Consider the following 20,821-nt stretch of genomic DNA (forward strand, 5'->3'; position numbering starts at 1 on the left):
TTCCTGTTATTTCCGCGCCGGCCCTCCGTGGGCGGCGGCGTTTGCCCGCTGCGTGGCGGCGCGCATGACACGGTCGAGCACGATGCCGAGCACGACGATCGCGATCCCGGCGGCCAGCCCCTTCCCGCGGAGCTCGTGCTGGGAGAACCCGGCCACCACGTCGTAGCCGAGCGCCCCCGCGCCCACCAGGCCGCCCACGACGACCATCGAGAGCACGTAGATGAGTCCCTGGCTCGCGGCCAGCGTCACGCCGCTGCGCGCCATCGGCAGCTGCACCTTGGAGATCAGCTGCCAGGTGCCCGCCCCGGCCGAGGTCGCCGCCTCCACCGTGGTGGGCGAGACCCGCCTGATGCCCTCGGCCACCAGCTTGATCGCCACCGGTGCGGCGAAGACCACGGCGGCGATGATCGCGGTGAACCGCGTCGGCCCGAACAGGCCGAGGATGGGCACCAGGTAGACGAAGGCGGGCATGGTCTGCCCCGCGTCGAGCACGGGACGCAGCAGGGTGTCGGCCCGGTCGCTGCGGCCCATCCACACGCCGGCGACCACTCCGAGCACCATCACCAGGATGGTCGCGACCAGCGTGGAGGCCAGCGTCACCATGCTGTCCTGCCAGAGCCCGAGCGCCAGCACCACCAGCAGCCCGACGGCGGTGACCAGCGCGGCCCGCGCGCTGCCCACCAGCAGGGCCACGGCGACCGCCACCAGGCAGACCAGCCACCAGGGGGAGCCGGTCAGCAGGGCCTCGAACGGGTTGAGCAGCCCGTTGGTGAGCGCGTTCTTCAGCGCGTTGGTGTAGGTCACGAGGCTGTCCTGCACCCAGGCGCTGCCAGTGTCCGCGGCCTGGCGCACGTAGGAGCCGACGTTGGCCTCGATGGGGAAGTCCGCCGCCCAGAGGTAGGTGTACGACTGGTACGCCAGCACGGCCGCCACCCCGAGCACGCCCGCCACCTCTATGCGGCGCCACCGCGCGGAACGCAGCCGGCCCGCGCGCCGTTCTTCCTCCACCCGCCGGCTGGCGGCCGAGGTCACCCGGTCGAGCACCACAGCCATGATCACGATCGCCAGGCCGGCGTTGAAGGCGGTCCCGACGTCCAGCGTCTGCAGCGCCTTGAGCACGGTCTTGCCCAGGCCGGGCGCGTCGATCAGGGCCGCGATGGTGGCCATGGACAGCGCCGCCATGATGGTCTGGTTGACCCCCACGATGATCGTCTGCTTGGCCATCGGCAGCCGCACGTGCCTGAGCGCCTGCGTGGGCGTGGCGCCGAGCGACGCGCCCGCCTCCATCGTCTCGGGGGAGACCTGCCGGATGCCGTGCGCGGTGATGCGGATGGCCGGCGGGACCGCGTAGATCATCGTGGCCACGGTCGCGCTGGCCGGGCCGATGAGGAAGAACAGCGTCAGCGGCGCCAGATAGACGAACGTCGGCATCGTCTGCATGAAGTCGAGCACCGGCGTGACCAGCCGCAGGAACCGGTCGCTCAGCCCCGCCCAGATCCCGAGCGGGATGCCCACGGCCAGCGACAGCGCGACCGCCGTCAGCGTGAGGGCGAGGGTGTCCATGCTCTCCTGCCACAGCCCGAGCAGGCCGAAGGACAGGAAGCCCGCGGCCGCCAGCGCCGCCACCTTCCTGTTGCCGTACAGCAGGGCGACGGCCGTGGCGATCGCCACCACGCCGAGCCAGCCCAGCACCGGCAGGGGGCGGCCGAAGGACGGCTGGCTGATCAGCGCCTGGACGAAGGTCACCGCGTCGTCCAGGAAGAGCCGAATGTAGTTGATGAAGTAGAGGAAGAACGGGTTGGTGTTGCGGCTGTCGTCGATGACGTCCATGGCCTGGCTGAGGTCGCGGTGCAGCGGCGTCAGCTCGGCGCCGCCCAGCTGCTGGGTGTCGCGCCCGCCGAACACCGCCCAGCCCACCACCCAGGCCGCGACGACCAGGGCCAGCAGCAGCCTGCGGTCGGGCAGCTTGTGCAGCCTGGCCGCCACCGCCGTGACGGCCGCCATCAGTGCTGCCCTCCGGCGATCACTTCGAGGATCTCCGCGCTGGTGACCACGCCGAGCAGGCCGCCGTCCCGGACCACGCGCACCGGGCGGTCGGCCGACAGCACGGCGTGCACCGCGTCGCGGATGACCACGTCGGGGCCGAGCTCCGGCCCGTCGAGCGGCTCGCCGTCCAGCGGCGGGCGCATGACCCACGACAGCGTCAGCACGTGCGAGCGCGGGACGTCGCTGACGAAGTTGGCCACGTACTCGTCGGCGGGCGCGCCCACCACCTCGTCGGGCGTGCCGACCTGGACCAGCTCGCCGTCGCGCATGATGAGGATCCGGTCGCCCAGCTTGAGCGCCTCGCTCAGGTCGTGGGTGATGAAGACCATCGTCTTGCCCACCTCGTGGTGCAGGCGGATGACCTCGTTCTGCATCTCGCGCCTGATCAGCGGGTCCAGCGCGGAGAACGGCTCGTCGAACAGCAGCACCTCGGGGTCGGCCGCGAGCGCGCGGGCCAGGCCGACGCGCTGCTGCATGCCGCCGGACAGCTGGTCGGGGTAGGAGTTCTCGAAGCCGGTCAGCCCGACCAGCCCGAGCACCTCGCGGGCCCGCTCGTAGCGCTCCTTCTTGGGGGTGCCCCGGATCTCCAGCCCGAAGGCCACGTTCTCCAGCACGCACCGGTGCGGCAGCAGCCCGAAGTGCTGGAAGACCATCGCCATCCGGTGCCTGCGCAGCTCGCGCAGCTTGCGGGCGTCGGCCGTGCGGATGTCCTCGCCGTCGAGCACGATCTCGCCCGCCGTGGGCTCGATCAGCCGGGTCAGGCAGCGCACCAGGGTGGACTTGCCCGAGCCCGACAGGCCCATGACGACGAACACCTCGCCCCGCCGGACCGAGAAGGAGACGTCGCGGACCGCGGCGACGCAGCCGGTCTGCTCCTTGAGCTCCGCGCGGCTCAGGGCGCTGCCGACCACGCGGCCGGCCTTGGGGCCGAACACCTTCCACAGGCCTCGGACGTCGAGAATGGGGGGTGCCTCGGTGTTGAGCGGTCTGCTTTCGGTCAGTGACGGGACGGTCATGACCACCTCTTCGTCGTCGGAGCGTCAGTTCTCTGGGAACCACCGCTGTGGGCGCGGTCGGATGTTCTGCCAGACGTGCTTGATCTCGCGGTACTCGTCCAGGCCGGTCGGGCCGAGCTCGCGGCCGTTGCCGGACTGCTTGAAGCCGCCCCACTCGGCCTGCGGCACGTAGGGGTGGTAGTCGTTGATCCACACCGTGCCGTGCCGCAGCCGGCCCGCGACCCGCTGCGCCCTGCCGGCGTCCTGGGTCCAGACCGCACCGGCCAGGCCGTACTCGGTGTCGTTGGCCAGGCGGACCGCGTCGTCCTCGCTCGTGAAGCGCTCGACGGTCAGGACGGGGCCGAAGGACTCCTCGCGCACGACGCGCATGTCCTGCTTGCACTCGTCCAGGACGGTGGGCCGGTAGAAGTGCCCGGGCCCGTCGAGGCGGCGCCCGCCGCAGCGCAGCACGGCCCCCTCGGCCAGGCCCGCCGCCACGTACTCCGCGACCTTGGCCAGGTGCGCGGCGGAGATGAGCGGGCCGGTGTCGGCGTGCGGGTCGAAGGGGCCGCCCAGGCGGATCCGCTCGGCCCGCCGTACGACCTCGTCCACGAACGCGTCGTGCAGGGAGTCCTCCACCAGCAGGCGCGCGCCGGCCGAGCAGACCTGGCCGGAGTGCAGGAACACCGCGGTGAGCGCGAAGTCGACGGCCGTGTGGAAGTCGGCGTCGGCGAAGACGATGTTGGGGTTCTTGCCGCCCAGCTCCAGCGCCACCCGCTTCACGGTGGCCGCGGCGGCGGCCATGACGCGCCGCCCGGTGGCCAGGCCGCCGGTGAAGGAGACCATGTCCACGTCCGGGTGCTCGGCCAGCGGCGCGCCCACCTCCGGGCCGGTGCCGAGCACGAGGTTGGCCACGCCGTCCGGCAGCCCGGCCTCGGCCAGCGCGCGCATCAGCAGGATGGCCGTGCTGGGGGTCAGCTCGCTCGGCTTGAGCACGAACGTGTTGCCCGCGGCGAGCGCCGGGGCGACCTTCCACGTGGTCTGGAGCAGGGGGTAGTTCCACGGCGTGATGAGGCCGCAGACGCCGATCGGCTCGTGGACGATCCGGCTGATCGCGTCGTCGCGGCCGGTGTCGACGACCCGGCCCGCGTCGGTGCCGGCGACGCCGGCGAAGTAGCGCAGGCTGGCCACGCAGTCGTCGATGTCGTACTCGCTCTCCACCAGGCGCTTGCCGGTGTCGCCCGACTCGGCGCGGGCGAAGGTGTGGCGGTCGCGTTCCAGCAGGTCGGCTACCTTGTACAGCAGCGCGCCGCGCTCGCGGGCCGGCGTCGCGGGCCAGGAGCCGGTGTCGAAGGCGCGCCGGGCCGCGGCGATCGCCGCCTCGGTGTCCGCGGCCGTCCCCTCGGCCACGGTGGCCACGAGGCTCCCGTCGGCGGGCGAGTGGATGCGCCGCTGACCACCGGCGAGTGGCCTGGTCCACGCGCCCGCGATGTAGAGCTCGGTCATCGGCACACCCTCGATAGTTGCGTATCGCGCAAGGCACTGCTTAATGAGGAACAGGATTGACTCGTCTTCGAGCATTCGTCAAGGGTTTGCTGGAATCACTGGCCAAATACATACGTTGTGATGAGGTTTGACCTTCTTGCCCCTTGACGTGGTAGTTCCCTGCCCTCAGTCTGTTGCGTATAAATCTCTTCTTTGCGTCATACGCAACACCGGGAGGGTGTGATGTCCCCACGTCCCGACCCTGGCCGCGAGTTCATCCTCACGGTGTCCTGCTCCGACAAGCCGGGCATCGTGTACGCGGTCAGCAGCTTCCTCGTCCAGCACGGCGGGAACATGCTGCAGAGCAAGCAGTTCAACGACCGCAAGGGTGGCGGCTTCTTCATGCGCGTGCACTTCGCCGCGCAGGACGAGATCGAGCGGTTGCGCGAGGGGTTCACCTACGTCGCCGACTCCTTCCAGATGAACTGGCAGCTGAAGGACGCGGCCACGCCCACCCGCACGCTGGTCATGGCGTCGAAGTTCGGGCACTGCGTGAACGACCTGCTCTACCGCCGCCAGGTGGGCGCCCTCAACATCGAGATCCCCGCGATCGTCTCCAACCACCCCGACCTCGAGCCGCTGGCCGCCTCGTACGGGGTGCCGTACCACCACGTGCCCGTCACGGCCGCCACCAAGGGCGAGGCCGAGGCGCGGATCCTGGAGCTGGCCGAGGAGTGCGACGCGGAGCTGGTGGTCCTGGCGCGCTACATGCAGATCCTCTCCGACGACCTGTGCAAGCGGCTGGAGGGGCGGGCCATCAACATCCACCATTCCTTCCTGCCGGGCTTCAAGGGCGCCAAGCCGTACCACCAGGCGCACGAGCGCGGCGTGAAGCTCATCGGGGCGACCGCGCACTACGTCACGGCCGACCTGGACGAGGGGCCGATCATCGAGCAGGACGTGGCCAGGGTGGACCACGAGCTCGACCCCGAGGACCTGGTCGCGGCCGGCCGCGACGTGGAGGCACAGGTGCTGGCCAGGGCCGTGAAGTGGCACAGCGAGCAGCGCGTCCTGCTCAACGGCGACCGCACGGTCGTCTTCCGCTGACGTTCCGCGCACGAAAGGGCGGTGGGGGAGTGCCCCCACCGCCCTCGCGTCATGCCCGGTGGCGGTAGAACTCGGTCGTCTGGGGCGGCAGCGGCGTGTTGCCCAGGATGAGGTCGGCCGCCTTCTCCGCCAGCATCATGACCGGCGCGTAGATGTTGCCGTTCGTCACGTACGGCATGGCCGAGGCGTCCACCACGCGCAGCCCGTCGACGCCGTGCACCCGCATCGTGTCCGGGTCGAGCACGGACATCGCGTCCACGCCCATCCTGGCCGTGCACGAGGGATGCAGGGCGGTCTCGCCGTCCTTGGCCACCCAGTCCAGGATCTCCTCGTCGGTCTCCACGGACGGCCCGGGCGACACCTCGCCCGTGCTGAGCGCGGCCAGCGCCGGCGCCCCGAGGATCCTGCGCGCCACCCGGACGGCCTCCACCCACTCGCGCCTGTCCTGCTCGGTGGACAGGTAGTTGAAGCGCAGCGCGGGATGCCGCCGCGGATCCGCGCTCTTGATCTTCACCGAACCGCGGGCGTCGGAGTACATGGGCCCGACGTGCACCTGGTAGCCGTGCCCGCCCGCCGGCGCCGAGCCGTCGTAGCGCACGGCCAGCGGCAGGAAGTGGAACATCAGGTTGGGGTAGTCGACCTCGTCGTTGCTGCGGACGAAGCCGCCCGCCTCGAAGTGGTTGGTCGCCCCGGGCCCGCCGCGCAGGAACAGCCACTGCGCGCCGATCCAGGGGTGGCGCCACTTCCGCAGGTTCGGCTGCATGGAAATCGGCTCGCGGCAGCCGTGCTGGATGTAGACCTCCAGGTGGTCCTGCAGGTTCTCGCCCACGCCCGGCAGGTCGTGCACGACGTCGATGCCGAGCTCGCGCAGCTCCTTGGCGTTGCCGATCCCGGACAGCTGCAGCAGCTGCGGCGAGTTGATCGCGCCGCCGCACAGGATGACCTCGCCCGCGCGGACCCGGCCGCCGTCGAACTCGACGCCGACGGCCCTCGTCCCGTCGAAGATGACCTTCGTCACCAGCACGCGCGTCTTGACGGTCAGGTTGGGCCGCTTCATGACCGGGTGCAGGTACGCCCTGGCGGCGCTGAGCCGGCGCCCGCGCCGGATGTTGCGGTCGAAGCGGGCGAAGCCCTCCTGGCGGTAGCCGTTCACGTCGTCGGTCAGGGGGTAGCCGGCCTGCTGCACCGCCTCGAAGAACGCGTCGTACAGCGGCGTGCTCGCCGCCCCGCGCTCCAGCACCAGCGGCCCGCCGTGGCCGCGCCACGGCGTGCCGGGGTCGGCCAGGCAGTTCTCCATGCGCTTGAAGTACGGCAGGCAGTGGGCGTAGTCCCAGCTCTTCATGCCGGGATCGGCGCCCCACCGCTCGTAGTCCAGCGGGTTGCCGCGCTGGAAGATCATGCCGTTGATGCTGCTGGAGCCGCCGAGCACCTTGCCGCGAGCATGATAGATCCGCCGGCCGTGCATGTGGGGCTCGGGCTCCGACTCGTAGCGCCAGTCGTAGAAGCGGTTGCCGATGGGGAAGGGCAGGGCCGCGGGCATGTGGATGAACACGTCCCACGGGTAGTCCGGTCGGCCCGCCTCCAGGACGAGCACTCGCGTGGCAGGGTCCGCGGAGAGCCGGTTCGCCAGCGCGCTGCCGGCCGAGCCGCCTCCGACGATGACGAAGTCGTATTGATGTGACGTCATGGTGCCTCGTCTCGCTCGCGCGTTTGGCCAAATCGTAGCGTTATACGCATTGCGTTTCACTACTCGCAACAGGAGATCTTTTGGTCCTGGTTAGACGGAGTTCCCTCCAGCACTTAGAGTTTCGCTATGGGCAACGATTCGGGCAGCGGGGGCGTGCAGTCGGTCGATCGGGCGATCAGCGTGCTGGAGATCCTCTCCCGGCGGGGCGAGGCCGGGGTCAGCGAGGTCGCCGCCGAGATCGACGTGCACAAGTCGACCGCGTTCCGGCTGCTCGGCGCGCTCGAGGCGCGCGGCCTGGTCGAACAGGCCGAGGAACGCGGCAAATACCGGCTCGGCTTCGGCATCATCCGCCTGGCCGGCGGCGTCAACACCCAGCTCGACGTCACCCAGCGGGCGCGCCCTGTCTGCCAGCGCCTGGCGGAGGAGATCGGCGAGACGGTCAACATCGCCGTGCTCCGCTCCAGCTACGCGGTCAACCTCGACCAGGTGCGGGGCGCCTCGGCGGTCACCGCCTACAACTGGGTCGGCCAGATCACGCCGTTGCACGCCACCTCCAGCGGCAAGGTGCTGATGGCCCACCTGGACGAGCGCCAGCGTGACCGGGTGCTGTCCGACGGGGCCCTGGAGTCCTTCACGCCCCGCACCGTCACCGACCTCGACCGGCTCAAGGAGCAGCTGACCGAGATCAAGCGGACCGGCTACGGCTACTGCCTGGAGGAACTGGAGGAGGGGCTGAACGCCATGGCGGCGCCCATCCGCTCCTACCACGGCGACGTCGTCGCCGCGGTGAGCGCCTCCGGCCCCGCCTACCGCTTCACCGCCGAGCGCATGCACGAGCTCGCTCCCGTCCTGATCGAAGGGGCCGACGAGATCAGCCGCCGCCTCGGGTACGCCGGCTGAGCCGTACCACGATGCTCTTGGAGGTCGGGGTGTTGGAGGTCTCGGCCACCGAGTCGAGCGGCACCAGCACGTTGGTCTCCGGGAAGTAGGCGGCGCAGCAGCCGCGGGCGGTCGGATAGGCGATGACTCTGAACCCCTCGGCGGTGCGCTCGCCGTCGGGCCACTCGCTGACCAGGTCGACCACGTCCCCGTCTGCCAGGTCGCGCTCGGCGAGGTCGTCCGGGTGGACGAAGACCACCTTGCGGCCGTTCCTGACGCCGCGGTAGCGGTCGTCGAGGCCGTAGACGGTGGTGTTGTACTGGTCGTGGCTGCGTACGGTCTGCAGCAGCAGCCGCCCCGGCGGCACCCGCAGGACCTCCAGCCGGTTGACGGTGAAGCCCGCCCTGCCGGTGGCGGTGGGGAAGCGGCGCTCGTCCCTGGGCGCGTTGGGCAGCGCGAAGCCGGCCTCGGCGCGGCCGTTGAAGTCCTCGAAGCCGGGGATCACCCGCGCGATGCGGTCGCGGATCGCGGCGTAGTCCCGCTCGAAGTCCGCCCACGGCTCCTCGCCGAACAGCTCGCGGCCCAGCCGGGCGACGATCGCCACCTCCGACAGCAGGTCGGGGGAGGCGGGCGCGAGCCGGCCGCGCGAGGCGTGCACCAGCCCCATCGAGTCCTCGACGGTGACGAACCCGGCCGGGTCGCGCTCGGTGCGGCCCAGCGTGGGCAGGATGAGCGCCCGCTCGCCGCACACCGCGTGCGAGCGGTTGAGCTTGGTGGAGACCTGCACGGTCAGCCTGGTACGGCGCAGCGCCGCCTCGGTGACGCGGCTGTCGGGGGTGGCGCGCACGAAGTTGCCGCCCATGCCGACGAAGACCTTCGCCTCGCCGTCGCGCATGGCCCGGATGGCCTCGACCGTGTCCAGCCCGTGGTGCCGGGGCGGCTCGAAGCCGAACTCGGCGGCCAGCGCGTCCAGGAACTCCTTCGAGGGCTTCTCGTAGATGCCCATGGTCCGGTCGCCCTGGACGTTGGAGTGGCCGCGCACCGGGCACAGGCCCACGTTGCCGCGCAGCAGCTGGAAGTTGACCACCTCGCGGATGGTGGCCACCGAGTTGCGGTGCTGGGTGAGCCCCATGGCCCAGCAGACGACGACGGATTTGGCGTTCCTGACGTCGCGGGCCGTCTCCTCCAGCTCCCGCCGGGTCAGGCCGGTCGCCTCCAGCACCTGCGCCCAGTCCAGGCCGGTCAGGTGCGCCTTCCACGCCTCGAAACCGGTGGTGTGCTCGGCGATGAACGCCTCGTCGGCGGTGTCGAGCAGCAGCAGCGACAGCGCCTGGAACAGCGCCAGGTCGCCGTTGAGCCGGATCTGCAGGAACCGGTCGGCCAGCGCGGTGCCCGCGGCCAGGCCGGACGGGCGCTGCGGGTTCTTGAAGCGCAGCAGCCCGGCCTCCGGCAGCGGATTGACCGCGACGATCCGCGCGCCGCCGCGCTTGGCCTTCTCCAGGGCGGAGAGCATGCGGGGGTGGTTGGTGCCCGGGTTCTGACCCACCACGAAGATCAGGTCGGCCCGGTGCAGGTCGTCGAGCGACACGGTGCCCTTGCCGATCCCGATCGTCTCGGTGAGCGCGGCGCCGCTGGACTCGTGGCACAGGTTGGAGCAGTCGGGCAGGTTGTTGGTGCCGAACCGGCGCACCAGCAGCTGGTAGGCGAAGGCCGCCTCGTTGGAGGTGCGGCCCGAGGTGTAGAAGACCGCCTCGTCGGGGCCGTCCAGCGCGCGCAGCTCGGCCGCGATCATGCCGAACGCCTCCGCCCAGCCGACGGGCTCGTAGTGGTCGGCGCCCGCGGGCTTGTACATCGGCTCGGTCAGCCTGCCCTGCTGCCCCAGCCAGTAGTCGCTCATCCCGGCCAGCTCGCTCACCGGATGGGCGGCGAAGAACTCGCGGGTGACGCGCCGGGTGGTGGCCTCCTCGGCCACCGCCTTGGCGCCGTTCTCGCAGAACTCGGCCGGGCTGCGGTGCCCGCCCTCCGGCCAGGCGCAGCCGGGGCAGTCGAAGCCGCTCTTCTGGTTGACGCGCAGCAGCGTCAGCGCGGTGCGGCCGATCCCCATCTGCCGCTGGGCGATGCGCAGGGCGTGGCCCACCGCGGGCAGGCCGCCCGCCCAGTCCTTGGGCGGGCCGGCCGTCAGCCGTTCGTCGTCGTGGTGCTCGTTCACCCGATGCGGTCCTGGACCCAGTCGTGGAAGGCGCCGATGTGGTGCTCGCTGGGCACCAGCACGCCGCCCTTGGCGTACGTACGCGAGCCCATCTGCGGCTGGCACCGCTCGCACGCCTCGAAGTCCTGCTCGTTGACCCGGTGGAACAGCTCCACCGACTTGTCCAGGTCCTTGCCGCTCGCCACGACGCCGGGCAGGTAGAGCCAGTCGCACTCGACCACCGTGCGGTCCACCGCCAGCGGGAACATCCGATGCACGATCACGTGGTCGGGCACCAGGTTGACGAACACCTGCGGCTTGATCGTGATCGCGTAGTAGCGGCGGTCCTGCTCCTCGCTGACGCCCGGGATGCGGTCGAGCCCCTCCGACCCGTCGACGGTGAAGCCCTGGATCTCCTCGCCGAACTCGGCGCCGTGGCCGACGAAGTACTGGGCCGCGTAGCCGTCGGCGAACTCCGGCAGCACCTCGGTCAGCTCGGGATGGATCGTGGCGCAGTGGTAGCACTCCATGAAGTTCTCGATGATGAGCTTCCAGTTCGCCTTCACGTCGTAGACGATCCTGCGGCCCACCTCCAGGCCGGCCACGTCGTAGTTGTCGAGCATCTCCAGCGAGCCGAGCCGCTCGGTCACCGCGCCCAGCACGTCCTCCTCGAACGAGGGCGGCTCGTCGGCCAGGCACACCCACACGTAGCCGAGCCACTCGCGCACGTGCACCTTCACCAGGCCGTACTCCACCCGGTCCAGGTCGGCCATCTTGGTCAGGTTGGGCGCGGCGATCAGCTTGCCGTCCAGGTCGTAGGTCCAGGCATGGTACGGGCACTGGAAGGCCCGCTTCACCTCGCCCGACTCCTCCGTGCGCAGCGTCGCGCCGCGATGGCGGCAGACGTTGAAGAACGCGCGCACCGACATGTCGCGCGCCCTGGTGACGAGGATGCTCTCGGAGCCGACCTGAACGGTCTTGAACGCGCCCGGCTTGGGCAGGTCGGCCGAGCGCACCACGCAGAACCACATCGCCTCGAAGATGTTCCGCTGCTCCGCGGCGAAGATCTCGGGGTCCACGTAGTAGCGACCGGGGAGGGTGGGGATCACGCTTGACGTGGTGGCGGTCACGGGCAGTACTCCTCTGAAACGGGCCGGGTGGTCAGTGCCCTCGGCGGATCCAGTCCTCGAGCTGCGGAGCCTCGGCTCCGATGCTGGTGTCCTCACCGTGTCCGGTGTGCACCACGGTCTCGCCGGGCAGCGTCAGCAGCGTCCCGCTGATCGACGAGATGATCGTCGGGAAGTCGCTGTACGACCTGCCCGTCGCGCCGGGGCCGCCCTTGAACAGGGTGTCCCCGGAGAACAGCACGCCGAGCTCCGGCACGTACAGGCACACCGCGCCCGGCGCATGCCCCGGCGTGTGCAGCACGTGCGCGGCGGAGCCGCCCACCCGCAGGAGCTGCCCGTTGGCCAGCCGCCCGCCGGGCGTGGCCGACTGGTGGGCCAGCTTCCACAGCACCTCGTCGTCGGGGTGCAGCAGCACGGGGGCGCCGGTCAGCGCGGCCAGCTCGGGCGCGGCGTTGACGTGGTCGTCGTGCGCGTGCGTGCACACGATGGCGCTCACCCGGCGATCGCCCACGGCCGCGGCGATGGCGGAGGCGTCGTGGGCGGCGTCGATGACCAGCACCTCCCGGTCGTCGCCCAGCAGCCACACGTTGTTGTCGACCTCCCACGTCCCGCCGTCCAGGCTGAACGTGCCCGAGGTGACCAACTGCTCGACCCGCACTACTGTGCCTCCTTGGCCGTGCTCCGCCCGGCGGTGCTGTGATGGATGTCCTCGCTCCGCTGCGGATCCATCACAGCGCCACCACGGAACGCAGCACCTCGCCGCGGTGCATCTTGGCGAAGGCGTCCTCGACCTCGTCCAGGGCGATGGTCTCGCTGACGAACGCGTCGAGGTCGAGGCGTCCCTGCAGGTAGAGGGAGATCAGCATGGGGAAGTCGCGGCTCGGCAGGCAGTCGCCGTACCAGCTGGACTTCAGCGCGCCGCCGCGGCCGAACACGTCGAGCAGCGGCAGCTCCAGCGTCATCTCCGGCGTCGGCACGCCGACGAGGACCACGGTCCCGGCCAGGTCGCGGGCGTAGAAGGCCTGCTGGTACGTCTCCGGCCGGCCGACCGCGTCGATCACGACGTCCGCGCCGAACCCGCCGGTCAGCTCCCTGATCGCCGCGACCGGGTCGCCGTCCTTGGCGTCCACGGTGTGCGTCGCGCCCAGGCCGCGGGCCCACTCCAGCTTCCTGCCGTCCACGTCGACCGCGATGATCGTCGTCGCGCCGACCAGCCGCGCGCCCGCGATGGCCGCGTTGCCGACGCCGCCGCAGCCGATCACCGCCACCGAGTCGCCCCTGCTGACGCCGCCGGTGTTCACCGCCGCGCCGAGCCCGGCCATCACGCCGCAGCCGAGCAGGCCCGCCGCGGCCGGGGAGGCGGCCGGGTCCACCTTGGTGCACTGGCCCGCGGCCACGAGCGTCTTCTCGGCGAACGCGCCGATGCCCAGCGCGGGGCTGAGCGGCGTGCCATCGGCCAGGGTCATCTTCTGGGTGGCGTTGTGGGTGGCGAAGCAGTACTGCGGGCGGCCGCGCAGGCAGGCCCGGCACGAGCCGCACACGGCCCGCCAGTTGAGAATCACGAAGTCGCCGGGCGCGACGTCGGTGACCCCGTCGCCGACCGACTCCACCACGCCGGCCGCCTCATGGCCGAGCAGGAACGGGAAGTCGTCGTTGATGCCGCCCTCGCGATAGTGCAGGTCCGTGTGGCAGACCCCGCAGGCCTGCACCCGGACCAGCGCCTCGCCGGGCCCCGGGTCCGGCACCAGGACGGTCTCCAGGCTGACCGGCTTGCCCTTGCCGGTCGCGACGACCCCGCGTACTTCATGAGCCATGACTCACTCCTGTCTCAGCCGACCTGAACCGGCGCCGTTTCGAGCTGCCGCCGCCAGCGGGTGAACAGCCGTACCTGGTTGAGCCCGAGGACCGCCACCGGGCGCTCGCCCTGCCGGTAGACCGCGAGGAAGCTGTGCCCGAACGGGTCGCCCTCCTCCACGCTGACCGTGTCCGCGTCCGCGGCGTCCCCGATGAACTGGATCTTCACGTCGAACTGGTCGGACCAGATGTAGGCCGGCCGCCGCGCCTCGGCCCGGGCGGTGCCGCCGGACAGCAGCGTGGCCGCCGCGACCGAGGCCCGCTGCCGGGCTCCCGTCCAGTGCTCGATCCTGTCGTGCCTGCCCCGGACAGGGTCGAACCAGGCGGCGCAGTCGCCCACGGCCACGATGCCGGGGACGGAGGTGCCGCCCGCCTCGTCACACAGTACGCCGTCGCCCAGGTCGAGGCCGCTGCCCCGGAGCCAGTCGATCGCGGGCACGGCGCCGATCCCGACGACCACGACGTCCGCGGGCAGGTGGGTGCCGTCCGCCAGCCGTACCCCGTCCACCCGGTCCGCGCCGGTGAGGCCGGACACGACCGTGCCGGACAGCAGCCGCACCCCGCGCCGCTCGTGCAGCGCGGCCAGCGCCTCGGCCATCGGCACGCCCACGACGCGGGCCAGCGGCGCCGGGCCGGATTCGACCAGCGTCACGTCCAAGCCGAGGTCGCGGGCGGTGGCGGCGACCTCGGCACCGACGAAGCCGCCGCCGATCACCACCAGCCGCCGGCCCGCCGCCAGGTCGGCGCGCAGGGAGCGGGCGTCGTCCAGGGTGCGCAGCGTGTGCACGCCGGCCAGGTGCCTGGCGGCGGGGAGCCTGCGGGCGGTGGCGCCCGTGGCGATGACGATGCCGTCGGCCCGCACCGAGGTGCCGTCGCTCAGCTCGACGCGGCGCTCCACGGGGTCCAGGGCCACGGCGGCCACGCCTAGCCGCCACTGCGCGTCCAGTTCCTCGCCCTCGCCCTCCAGGGCCAGGTCGGCCTCGGCCAGGTCGCCGCGCAGGAAGTCCTTCGACAGTGGCGGGCGGTCATAGGGGCGGTGGCGCTCGTCCCCGACCAGCACCAGCCTGCCCCGGTACCCCTGGGCGCGCAGCGCCCTGGCGGTCAGCAGCCCGGCGAGGGAGGCGCCGACGACGCAGATCGTGTTCACACCTGCCCCTTGACGGTGACGCCCGGCGGCAGGTTGGGTGGCGCCTCGGACTGCTTGACATAGATGACGCCGTCGTCGACCACCACCTCGTGCGTGCGCACGGGGCGCTTGGCCGGCGGCGCGTCCACCTGGCCGGTGCGCAGGTCGAAACGCGAGGCGTGCAGCGGGCACTCGATCTCGCACCCCTCCAGCCAGCCGTCGGCGAGCGAGGCGTCCTGGTGGGTACAGGTGTCATCGATGGCGAAGATCTCGCCGTCCTCGGTGTGGAAAACCGCGATCGGCGGGTCGGCCTCGACGCGAAGGGCCTCGCCTCGAGGGAGTGACGCCAGTGGGCACGCTGGGATCATCCTGTCACCCCGGTTTCGTAAAGAGAAACGTCTAGCGCTATACGCAACAGAGTGAGGGCGGGACAGGGAGATGTCAAGGCTGATTTGTCGGACTTAAACCCCAGTGTCCGGCCCATCGACCGGCGGGCGCGGCCTGCCGCTTCATGACGCGACGGAAGGTGCCGACGGCGACACCGGCGAGGTGACGCGGCAGGCCGTCGGGCATGGCGAGGCCGACGACGGCCGGCACACCGCAGGGGCGCGCATGATGCCGGGCGCGTCGAGGTCGATGCCGGTGCCGCTCGGCACGGTCCGACGGAGTTCGCAGGCGAGCATGCCCTCGCCGCAGCCGACGTCCAGGGCGCCCCGGACAGCCGCCGGAGGCTACGCGTTGCCGGCAGGCACGAGCAGGCCGAAGACCCGCACCGCGACCCTGCCGTCGGGCAGCGGTGCCGGGCTGCCCGCCACCGCCGCCTCGCCGGCGGGCCACCGCTCGCTGTCCAGCAGCACCTCATTGGTCTGGAGCCGCCCGTCATGGTGGGCGATGAACAGCCGCAGCGCGTGCACCTTCCGCGTGAGCGGCTCGGCGCGCAGCACCTCCAGCAGCCGGTCGACGAGAGGCTCGGCGGATGGCACCGACCGGTCGGTGAACAGGTTGAGCTGGGCCCCCAGCACCAGCTCGAACGCGCCGCTCGGGTGCTCGTACCGCTCCCGCTCGACCTGGCCGGAGGCGGCGCCGGGGCGCAGGAGGCCGTCGACGATCGGGTGCAGCGCCCCGAGCCTGAACCTGCTCACCGCCCCGCCGATCGCCTCACGCCAGGTGGCGCCGTGCCCGGCGAAGCTCTCCACCAGCCATGGCCGGGCCAGCGCCGGGTGCGACACGGCGAAGTCGACCTGAGCCATCACCACGCCGGCCGGCGCGGGATGCACGAACAGCTCCGCGCCGACCGCCGTCCCGCCGTCGAGCGGTACGCCGTGCCCGCGGAGGAAGTCCTCGAACGCGGCGCGCGGCGAGGGCACGCCGCCGTCGCCCTGCCCGACCGGTTCGAGGTCCTTGACCAGCGAGGTCTCGCCGAGCATCAGGTCCGACAGCTCCGACCCGGCGTACAGCGCGTTGTTGATCGCGTTGAACTCGGCGCTGCGCATCGCGATCCGCCCGACCTCCTCACGGCCGGCCCGCTGCGCGCGGTCCGACGCCGCCACGAACACCGGCTCGGCCGAGAGGCTCACCCGCCCGCTGGGCGTCACCAGCCCCTCCGGGTACGAGACGTCCGGCAGCAACCGCCGCGTGTACGCCATCGGCAGGAAGATCAGCAGCCGCTCGGCCAGCCACGGCTCGACGCCGGCCCCCGTCAGCCGCTCCCATACCTCCTCGTCACGCGGCGGCTCCTCACCCGCGCAGAACGCCGCGATCCCCACCTCGACAGCGGCGTCGAACCCCACCGATCCGATCATGGCGCAACCCTACTTCCGGCCCCCGTCCAGCTCGAACCGCACTGGTTTTTCAGGGGAACTGCGCCCAGGCCTCGACGACGTGGCAGCCCTGGGGATCACCGGAAGCGGCGGAGGCCTTGGTCACCCATGGGCCGACGATCGTTCTCGTGTAGGGGTAGTGAGCCGAGGAGCATCGCGCCGGCTGCCGCGGCAGCTTACGCGTTTCGTGCTGTCGCTTGCGCGTGATCGGAGGACAGGGTGCCAGGAGGGCATCTACCGGCCATTTCGTTCGGAGGGCAGCCCCTGCGCCACGGGCTCAGGGGATGCGGGAGACCTCGGGGAAGCGAGTGTCGGGACCCTCGAACAGGCGGGTCGGCCTGCCCCGCAGGTGCAGGTCGAAGAAGGCCCCGACGTAGGCGCGCTGGGCCGCCACCGAACGGCCGGGATCGATCGTGCCCACGTAGTCCGCGAGCGGCACCTTGGGGAGCCTGGCCGCGATCTGCGGCAGCAGCGGCTGCAGGTCGGTGAACGAGCCGTGGGCCGCGCCCTTGAAACGCAGCTCCCGCTTCCACCCGGTCGAGGCCCGCCAGAACGACTTCCAGCTCGGCTCGCTGTCACGCGTGTGGGTCTCGGCCGCCAGTTGCAGGAACGGCCTGGTCACGCCGCGCCTGGCCACCGGGCCGACATAGGAGCCGTCGAGGTTGACGGCCGCGTCCACGCGGGCGTCGTCGCGGGTCAGCTGCGCGGCGACCGACCCGCCCAGCGACTGTCCCAGTGCCCCCACCCGCGAGGCGTCGGGCGTGCCGAGCATCCCCTCAGGCAGCCCGCCGCCGATCGGGCGGCCGTGGGCCAGGGCGGTGACCTGGTCCAGGACGTACCGCAGGTCCGCCAGGCGCGCCCGCGCGTGGCCGGCCAGCAGCTTGGCGATGACCTTCGGCGTCAGCTTCGCGGGCAGCGGCAGGGCGCGTACCAGGCGCCGGCCGGGGAACTCCACCTGGTCGGCCTCGTAGGTGTGGTCGACGGTGACGACCAGGTAGCCGCGCGAGGCCAGGTCCTCGACCAGGGTGGTGCCCAGCGTGCGCGGCCCGCCGTCCCCCGAACTGAACAGCACCACCGGCAGCCTGCCCGCCCGCCGCTCGACCGGCGCGCCCACGCGGGCGTGGGTACGCGTGGCGGCCCAGGCGACGGCGCCCTTGGCGACGCCCAGGGGCGGCGCCGAATGCCGATCCCAGTCGGCGGCGGCCAGCGGCGCCATGTGCGGCGCGACCGGCCCGCCGCCCGCCGCCGGGTACCACAGGCTGACCATCAGCTCCCGGTACGGCCTGGCCGCCACCAGCGGATCGGGCCGCGAGCGGTCCACCAGCCGCATGGCCACGGTCCCGACCGGATACGGGCCGCCGGGCGCGGGCAGGCTCACCCCGATCGGGCTCGCAGCGGCGTCGGCACCGGACGCGGGCAGGCTCACCCCGATCCGGCTCGCGGCCTCGGCACCGGACGCGGGCAGGGCCAGCGTCAGCACCAGCACGGCCGGCCCGGCGACCTTGCGCGCGGCTTTCGAGACAGCGGACGAACCGGCGGCCCCGGCCCTCATCGCCAACATGACAACGGACATGCGGAAGCTCCTCCATCGGAAACGGGATGTCCGACAGGCTGACAGCCGGCACGTCCACCGGACAGCGGCGGAGGTAGCACGCCCGCCTGCGACTTTCGGATGACGGTCGTCCCCGAGGAGGAGCGGGAACGAACCCGCAGGACAACTAGGGTGAAGCGCATGAACCCAGCCGACCGTCCGGCGGCCCGCCTCACCGCGCTGAGCCGATGGTCGACCGTGCCCGCCGACGCGCTGCCGGCGGCCGCGCTGTTCCTGGTCACGCTCGGACCCGGCCAGGTGCTGTCCGGCCCCCCATGGCTGCTCGCGCTGCAGACGGCGCTGGTGGCGCCGCTGGCCTGGAGACGGCGCGCTCCGATGACGGTCCTGGGCGCGATCGGCCTCGCCGCCGCCGTCCAGTGGGCGCTGGACGTACAGCTTCCCGCCGACGCCGCCCTCCTGGTGGCCCTGTACACGGTCGCCGCGCACCGCCCGTGGCGCCACACCCTGGCGGCGGCGCTCGCGTTGCAGGCCGGGGTGCTGCTGGCCGCCGCCCGCTGGGCGCCGCCCGGCCAGTTCCCCTTCACGGTGGCCGCGCTGAGCGCGATGGCGGCCGCCGCCCTCATGGCCGGCCGGTGGATGCGGGTACGGCGGGCGTACGTGACCTCCCTGGAACGCGACCGCGAGCAGCGGGCCCGGCTGGCCGTCGCGGAGGAACGCGCGCGGATGACCCGCGACATGCACGACATCGTCACCCACAACCTGTCGGTCATGGTGGCGCTGGCCGACAGCGCCGCATACGTCCGCCACAGCGCGCCGGACCGGGCCGCGGCGGCGATGGAGCACATCGCCGCAACGGGCCGCCAAGCCTTGCAGGACATGCGCCGCTCCCTGAGCCCCGTCACCTCGGGCGAGGACCGCCTCGACGAGCCGCTTCAGCCCGCGCCCGGGATCGCCGAACTCGGTCCGCTGGCCGAACGGATGCGCGCGGCCGGGCTGGCGACGTGTGTCCGGGTGGCCGGTGACGCCGAAGCGGTGCCCGCCGCCGCCCAGCTGACGATCTACCGGCTGGTTCAGGAGGCGCTGACGAACACGCTGCGGCACGCGTCCGGGGCCCGCGCCGATGTACGGGTCGAAGTGTCGCCGAGCCGGGCCGAGGTGGAGGTCGTCGACGTTCGAGAGCCGGCTGCCCCAGGGCCCCTCGACGCCGGGATGCGGGGCCATAGGCGCGGGATCGCGGGCATGCGGGAACGGGTGGCCGCCTACGGCGGGAGCCTGGACGCCGGGCCGGTGACGGGCGGCGGATGGCGGGTGCTGGCCGTGCTGGACCTGGGAGCGCCACGATGATCCGGCTGCTGATCGCCGACGACGAGTCGCTGCTGCGGATGGCCTTCCGCATGGTCTTCGAGGCCGAGCCGGACATGGAGGTGGCCGGGGAAGCGGACGACGGCGAGCAGGCGGCCCGGCTGGCGCGGCACCTGCGCCCGGACGTGGTGCTGATGGACGTGCGCATGCCCGGCCTGGACGGCATCGAGGCCACCCGCAGGATCGTGCGCGACAGCCCGCGCTCGCGCGTGCTCATCCTGACCACCTTCGATCTGGACGAGTACGCCTTCGCCGGGCTGAAGGCCGGAGCGGCCGGGTTCCTGCCGAAGAACACGCGGCCACAGGAGCTGCTGAGCGCGATCCGTAACGTCGCGGCGGGAGAGGCGGCGCTGTCGCCGCGCGTCACGCGCCGCGTGCTGGAGAGGTTCGCGCCGCAGATGACGCCGGGGCCCGCCGAGCGGGACGAACGGCTGGCGCAGCTGACCGCGCGCGAGCACGAGGTGCTGGTGCAGGTGGCGCGCGGGCTGTCCAACGCCGAGGTCGCCGCGGCGTTGCATCTGGCCGAGGCGACGGTCAAGACGCATCTGAGCCGCGTACTGGTCAAGCTCGGGCTGCGGGATCGCGCCCAGGTGGTGGTCTTCGCCTACGAGAGCGGCCTCATCCACCCCGCCGCCCCCGACCGCTGACCACCGCGCCGGCGCCCAGCCGTCCGCCGTACGGTGCCGGAGAGCGGGCTACCTTCGACACCCTCGACCGCGGCGGAGAGGAGCGGAACATGCTCATCCGCTCCTCCACTCGGGACCTTGAACGCCAGGACGTGGGCGACGACGCAGGCGAGGAGCGTCAGGCACACGTAGAACGGTCACCTGCTCCGCATGGGAGCATGTGAAGGTCGTTCCCCCAACGGAAGAGAAGTCCCCGCATGGCCGTCATCCACCGCACCGACCTCAAGCCGACCAAGCTGGAACTGCTCACCTCCTGGCTGCCCTCCCGCCCGTGGTACTCGAGCGGCGCGGGCGACCCGGAGCTGGTCAAGGCCGGCGGCTTCCGGCTGGACGACCCCCAGGGTGAGGTCGGGATCGAGTTCATGGTGGTCACGGACACCTCGGACACTCAGCCGGTCAGCTACCTGGTGCCGCTCACCTATCGCGGTGCCCCGCTCGACGGGGCGGAGCACGCCCTCGTCGGCACCATGGAGCACGGGGTGCTGGGGCGGCGCTGGGCCTACGACGGCTGCCACGACCCGGTGCTGGTCGCCCAGCTGCTGGCCCTGATCGAGGGCCGCGTCCAGGCCCAGGACCAGAACATTAGCGACACCCCCGACCGGGAGGTCACCCGCTCCTACATCGGAGGCGGCCTCGCCCTCACGGACTTCTCCGCCACTGCCATCGACGACCACGAGGGCACCGAACTGCCCGCCCCGGACGGCACGGCCCTGCGTCTGCACCGGGTCCTGCGTCCCGCCCCGGACGACGCCGCTCTCCTCCCGCCGCAAGCGACTGGCCACGTCGCCGGCGCCTGGCAGCTGCCGGACGGCACCCGCGCTCGGGGGCTGTTCGTTGCCCTGCACGCCGGCCGTCGTGCCTGAGGTGTGACCAGTAGTTCTACGGAAGGCGCCGCTACGGACGAGCC

The 20,821-nt window shown here is 72.0% G+C and carries 17 protein-coding genes; 5 read left to right on the forward strand and 12 right to left on the reverse strand.

Translation table 11 applies throughout. From position 1 onward, the window contains the following. Positions 1-6 precede the first annotated feature (6 nt). From HD596_RS39180 to HD596_RS39190, 3 genes are read right to left on the reverse strand one after another with little or no spacing between them, the layout of a single operon-like run. Complete coding sequence (locus tag HD596_RS39180; protein ID WP_185074504.1) at positions 7-2,004, reverse strand: ABC transporter permease subunit; 1,998 nt, start codon at positions 2,002-2,004, stop codon at positions 7-9. Beyond that, positions 2,004-3,062, reverse strand: a complete 1,059-nt coding sequence (locus HD596_RS39185) for a quaternary amine ABC transporter ATP-binding protein (RefSeq protein ID WP_185074505.1) — start codon at positions 3,060-3,062, stop codon at positions 2,004-2,006. Before HD596_RS39185 ends, HD596_RS39180 begins: the two co-directional genes overlap by 1 nt. Positions 3,063-3,086: 24 nt before the next feature. Continuing rightward, positions 3,087-4,547, reverse strand: a complete 1,461-nt coding sequence (locus tag HD596_RS39190) for an aldehyde dehydrogenase family protein (RefSeq protein ID WP_185074506.1) — start codon at positions 4,545-4,547, stop codon at positions 3,087-3,089. Positions 4,548-4,769: 222 nt separating this feature from the next. On the opposite strand from HD596_RS39190, the gene purU reads away from it, so the two are divergent. Further along, positions 4,770-5,633 carry a formyltetrahydrofolate deformylase gene (gene purU / locus HD596_RS39195; protein ID WP_185074507.1) on the forward strand — a complete coding sequence of 288 codons (864 nt, stop codon included), beginning with the start codon at positions 4,770-4,772 and terminating at the stop codon, positions 5,631-5,633. Between the two features lie 49 nt (positions 5,634-5,682). Here the strand turns inward: purU and betA are convergent, their stop codons facing one another. Then, the gene (gene betA / locus HD596_RS39200; protein ID WP_185074508.1) at positions 5,683-7,320 is read right to left on the reverse strand and encodes a choline dehydrogenase; all 1,638 of its coding nucleotides are present in this window, start codon (positions 7,318-7,320) and stop codon (positions 5,683-5,685) included. Between the two features lie 126 nt (positions 7,321-7,446). Here betA and HD596_RS39205 point away from each other — a divergent pair, with 126 nt between their 5' ends. Then, positions 7,447-8,220, forward strand: coding sequence for an IclR family transcriptional regulator (locus HD596_RS39205; protein ID WP_185074509.1), 774 nt, complete (start codon positions 7,447-7,449; stop codon positions 8,218-8,220). Here HD596_RS39205 and HD596_RS39210 read toward each other — a convergent pair. From HD596_RS39210 to HD596_RS39245, 8 genes are all read right to left on the reverse strand, one after another. After that, positions 8,192-10,408 (reverse strand): FdhF/YdeP family oxidoreductase, encoded by a 2,217-nt coding sequence (locus HD596_RS39210; RefSeq protein WP_185074510.1) that lies wholly within the window; start codon positions 10,406-10,408, stop codon positions 8,192-8,194. The genes HD596_RS39205 and HD596_RS39210 overlap by 29 nt on opposite strands. Continuing rightward, the gene (locus HD596_RS39215) at positions 10,405-11,517 is read right to left on the reverse strand and encodes an aromatic ring-hydroxylating oxygenase subunit alpha (protein WP_313046100.1); all 1,113 of its coding nucleotides are present in this window, start codon (positions 11,515-11,517) and stop codon (positions 10,405-10,407) included. Before HD596_RS39215 ends, HD596_RS39210 begins: the two co-directional genes overlap by 4 nt. 31 nt (positions 11,518-11,548) lie before the next feature. After that, a complete protein-coding gene (locus HD596_RS39220) occupies positions 11,549-12,172 on the reverse strand; it encodes an MBL fold metallo-hydrolase (RefSeq protein WP_185074511.1) in 624 nt (207 codons plus the stop codon). Positions 12,173-12,242: 70 nt separating this feature from the next. Further along, on the reverse strand, positions 12,243-13,328 hold the full coding sequence (locus HD596_RS39225; protein WP_185074512.1) for an S-(hydroxymethyl)mycothiol dehydrogenase: 1,086 nt from the start codon (positions 13,326-13,328) through the stop codon (positions 12,243-12,245). 14 nt (positions 13,329-13,342) lie between these two features. After that, complete coding sequence (locus HD596_RS39230) at positions 13,343-14,515, reverse strand: NAD(P)/FAD-dependent oxidoreductase (protein ID WP_185074513.1); 1,173 nt, start codon at positions 14,513-14,515, stop codon at positions 13,343-13,345. Next, entirely contained in the window at positions 14,512-14,862 is a 351-nt protein-coding gene (locus HD596_RS39235; protein ID WP_185074514.1) for a bifunctional 3-phenylpropionate/cinnamic acid dioxygenase ferredoxin subunit, read from the reverse strand. The genes HD596_RS39230 and HD596_RS39235 overlap by 4 nt, the downstream gene beginning before the upstream one ends. Positions 14,863-15,225: 363 nt before the next feature. Next, on the reverse strand, positions 15,226-16,296 hold the full coding sequence (locus HD596_RS39240; protein WP_185074515.1) for a DUF6348 family protein: 1,071 nt from the start codon (positions 16,294-16,296) through the stop codon (positions 15,226-15,228). A gap of 295 nt (positions 16,297-16,591) precedes the next feature. Continuing rightward, entirely contained in the window at positions 16,592-17,887 is a 1,296-nt protein-coding gene (locus HD596_RS39245; protein ID WP_246555165.1) for an alpha/beta hydrolase family protein, read from the reverse strand. A gap of 159 nt (positions 17,888-18,046) precedes the next feature. Between HD596_RS39245 and HD596_RS39250 the strand changes: the two genes are divergently transcribed. The 3 genes from HD596_RS39250 (at position 18,047) to HD596_RS39260 (ending at position 20,777) form a co-directional block, all read left to right on the forward strand. Continuing rightward, entirely contained in the window at positions 18,047-19,210 is a 1,164-nt protein-coding gene (locus HD596_RS39250; RefSeq protein WP_221519717.1) for a sensor histidine kinase, read from the forward strand. After that, positions 19,207-19,875 carry a response regulator gene (locus HD596_RS39255; protein ID WP_185074516.1) on the forward strand — a complete coding sequence of 223 codons (669 nt, stop codon included), beginning with the start codon at positions 19,207-19,209 and terminating at the stop codon, positions 19,873-19,875. The genes HD596_RS39250 and HD596_RS39255 overlap by 4 nt, the downstream gene beginning before the upstream one ends. A 236-nt stretch (positions 19,876-20,111) precedes the next feature. After that, positions 20,112-20,777 carry a maltokinase N-terminal cap-like domain-containing protein gene (locus tag HD596_RS39260; protein WP_185074517.1) on the forward strand — a complete coding sequence of 222 codons (666 nt, stop codon included), beginning with the start codon at positions 20,112-20,114 and terminating at the stop codon, positions 20,775-20,777. Positions 20,778-20,821: the final 44 nt, after the last annotated feature.

Origin of the sequence: Nonomuraea jabiensis (assembly GCF_014204795.1) — a bacterium.
Lineage (GTDB): Bacteria > Actinomycetota > Actinomycetes > Streptosporangiales > Streptosporangiaceae > Nonomuraea > Nonomuraea jabiensis.

Excerpts from the sequence above, each read along its gene's own strand:
- HD596_RS39240 (WP_185074515.1), bottom strand. The coding sequence starts at position 16,296 with ATGATCGGATCGGTGGGGTTCGACGCCGCTGTCGAGGTGGGGATCGCG.
- HD596_RS39180 (WP_185074504.1), bottom strand. The coding sequence starts at position 2,004 with ATGGCGGCCGTCACGGCGGTGGCGGCCAGGCTGCACAAGCTGCCCGAC.
- HD596_RS39205 (WP_185074509.1), top strand. The coding sequence starts at position 7,447 with ATGGGCAACGATTCGGGCAGCGGGGGCGTGCAGTCGGTCGATCGGGCG.
- HD596_RS39190 (WP_185074506.1), bottom strand. The coding sequence starts at position 4,547 with ATGACCGAGCTCTACATCGCGGGCGCGTGGACCAGGCCACTCGCCGGT.
- HD596_RS39250 (WP_221519717.1), top strand. The coding sequence starts at position 18,047 with ATGAACCCAGCCGACCGTCCGGCGGCCCGCCTCACCGCGCTGAGCCGA.
- HD596_RS39260 (WP_185074517.1), top strand. The coding sequence starts at position 20,112 with ATGGCCGTCATCCACCGCACCGACCTCAAGCCGACCAAGCTGGAACTG.
- betA (WP_185074508.1), bottom strand. The coding sequence starts at position 7,320 with ATGACGTCACATCAATACGACTTCGTCATCGTCGGAGGCGGCTCGGCC.
- HD596_RS39255 (WP_185074516.1), top strand. The coding sequence starts at position 19,207 with ATGATCCGGCTGCTGATCGCCGACGACGAGTCGCTGCTGCGGATGGCC.
- HD596_RS39245 (WP_246555165.1), bottom strand. The coding sequence starts at position 17,887 with ATGTCCGTTGTCATGTTGGCGATGAGGGCCGGGGCCGCCGGTTCGTCC.
- HD596_RS39185 (WP_185074505.1), bottom strand. The coding sequence starts at position 3,062 with ATGACCGTCCCGTCACTGACCGAAAGCAGACCGCTCAACACCGAGGCA.
- purU (WP_185074507.1), top strand. The coding sequence starts at position 4,770 with ATGTCCCCACGTCCCGACCCTGGCCGCGAGTTCATCCTCACGGTGTCC.
- HD596_RS39235 (WP_185074514.1), bottom strand. The coding sequence starts at position 14,862 with ATGATCCCAGCGTGCCCACTGGCGTCACTCCCTCGAGGCGAGGCCCTT.
- HD596_RS39225 (WP_185074512.1), bottom strand. The coding sequence starts at position 13,328 with ATGGCTCATGAAGTACGCGGGGTCGTCGCGACCGGCAAGGGCAAGCCG.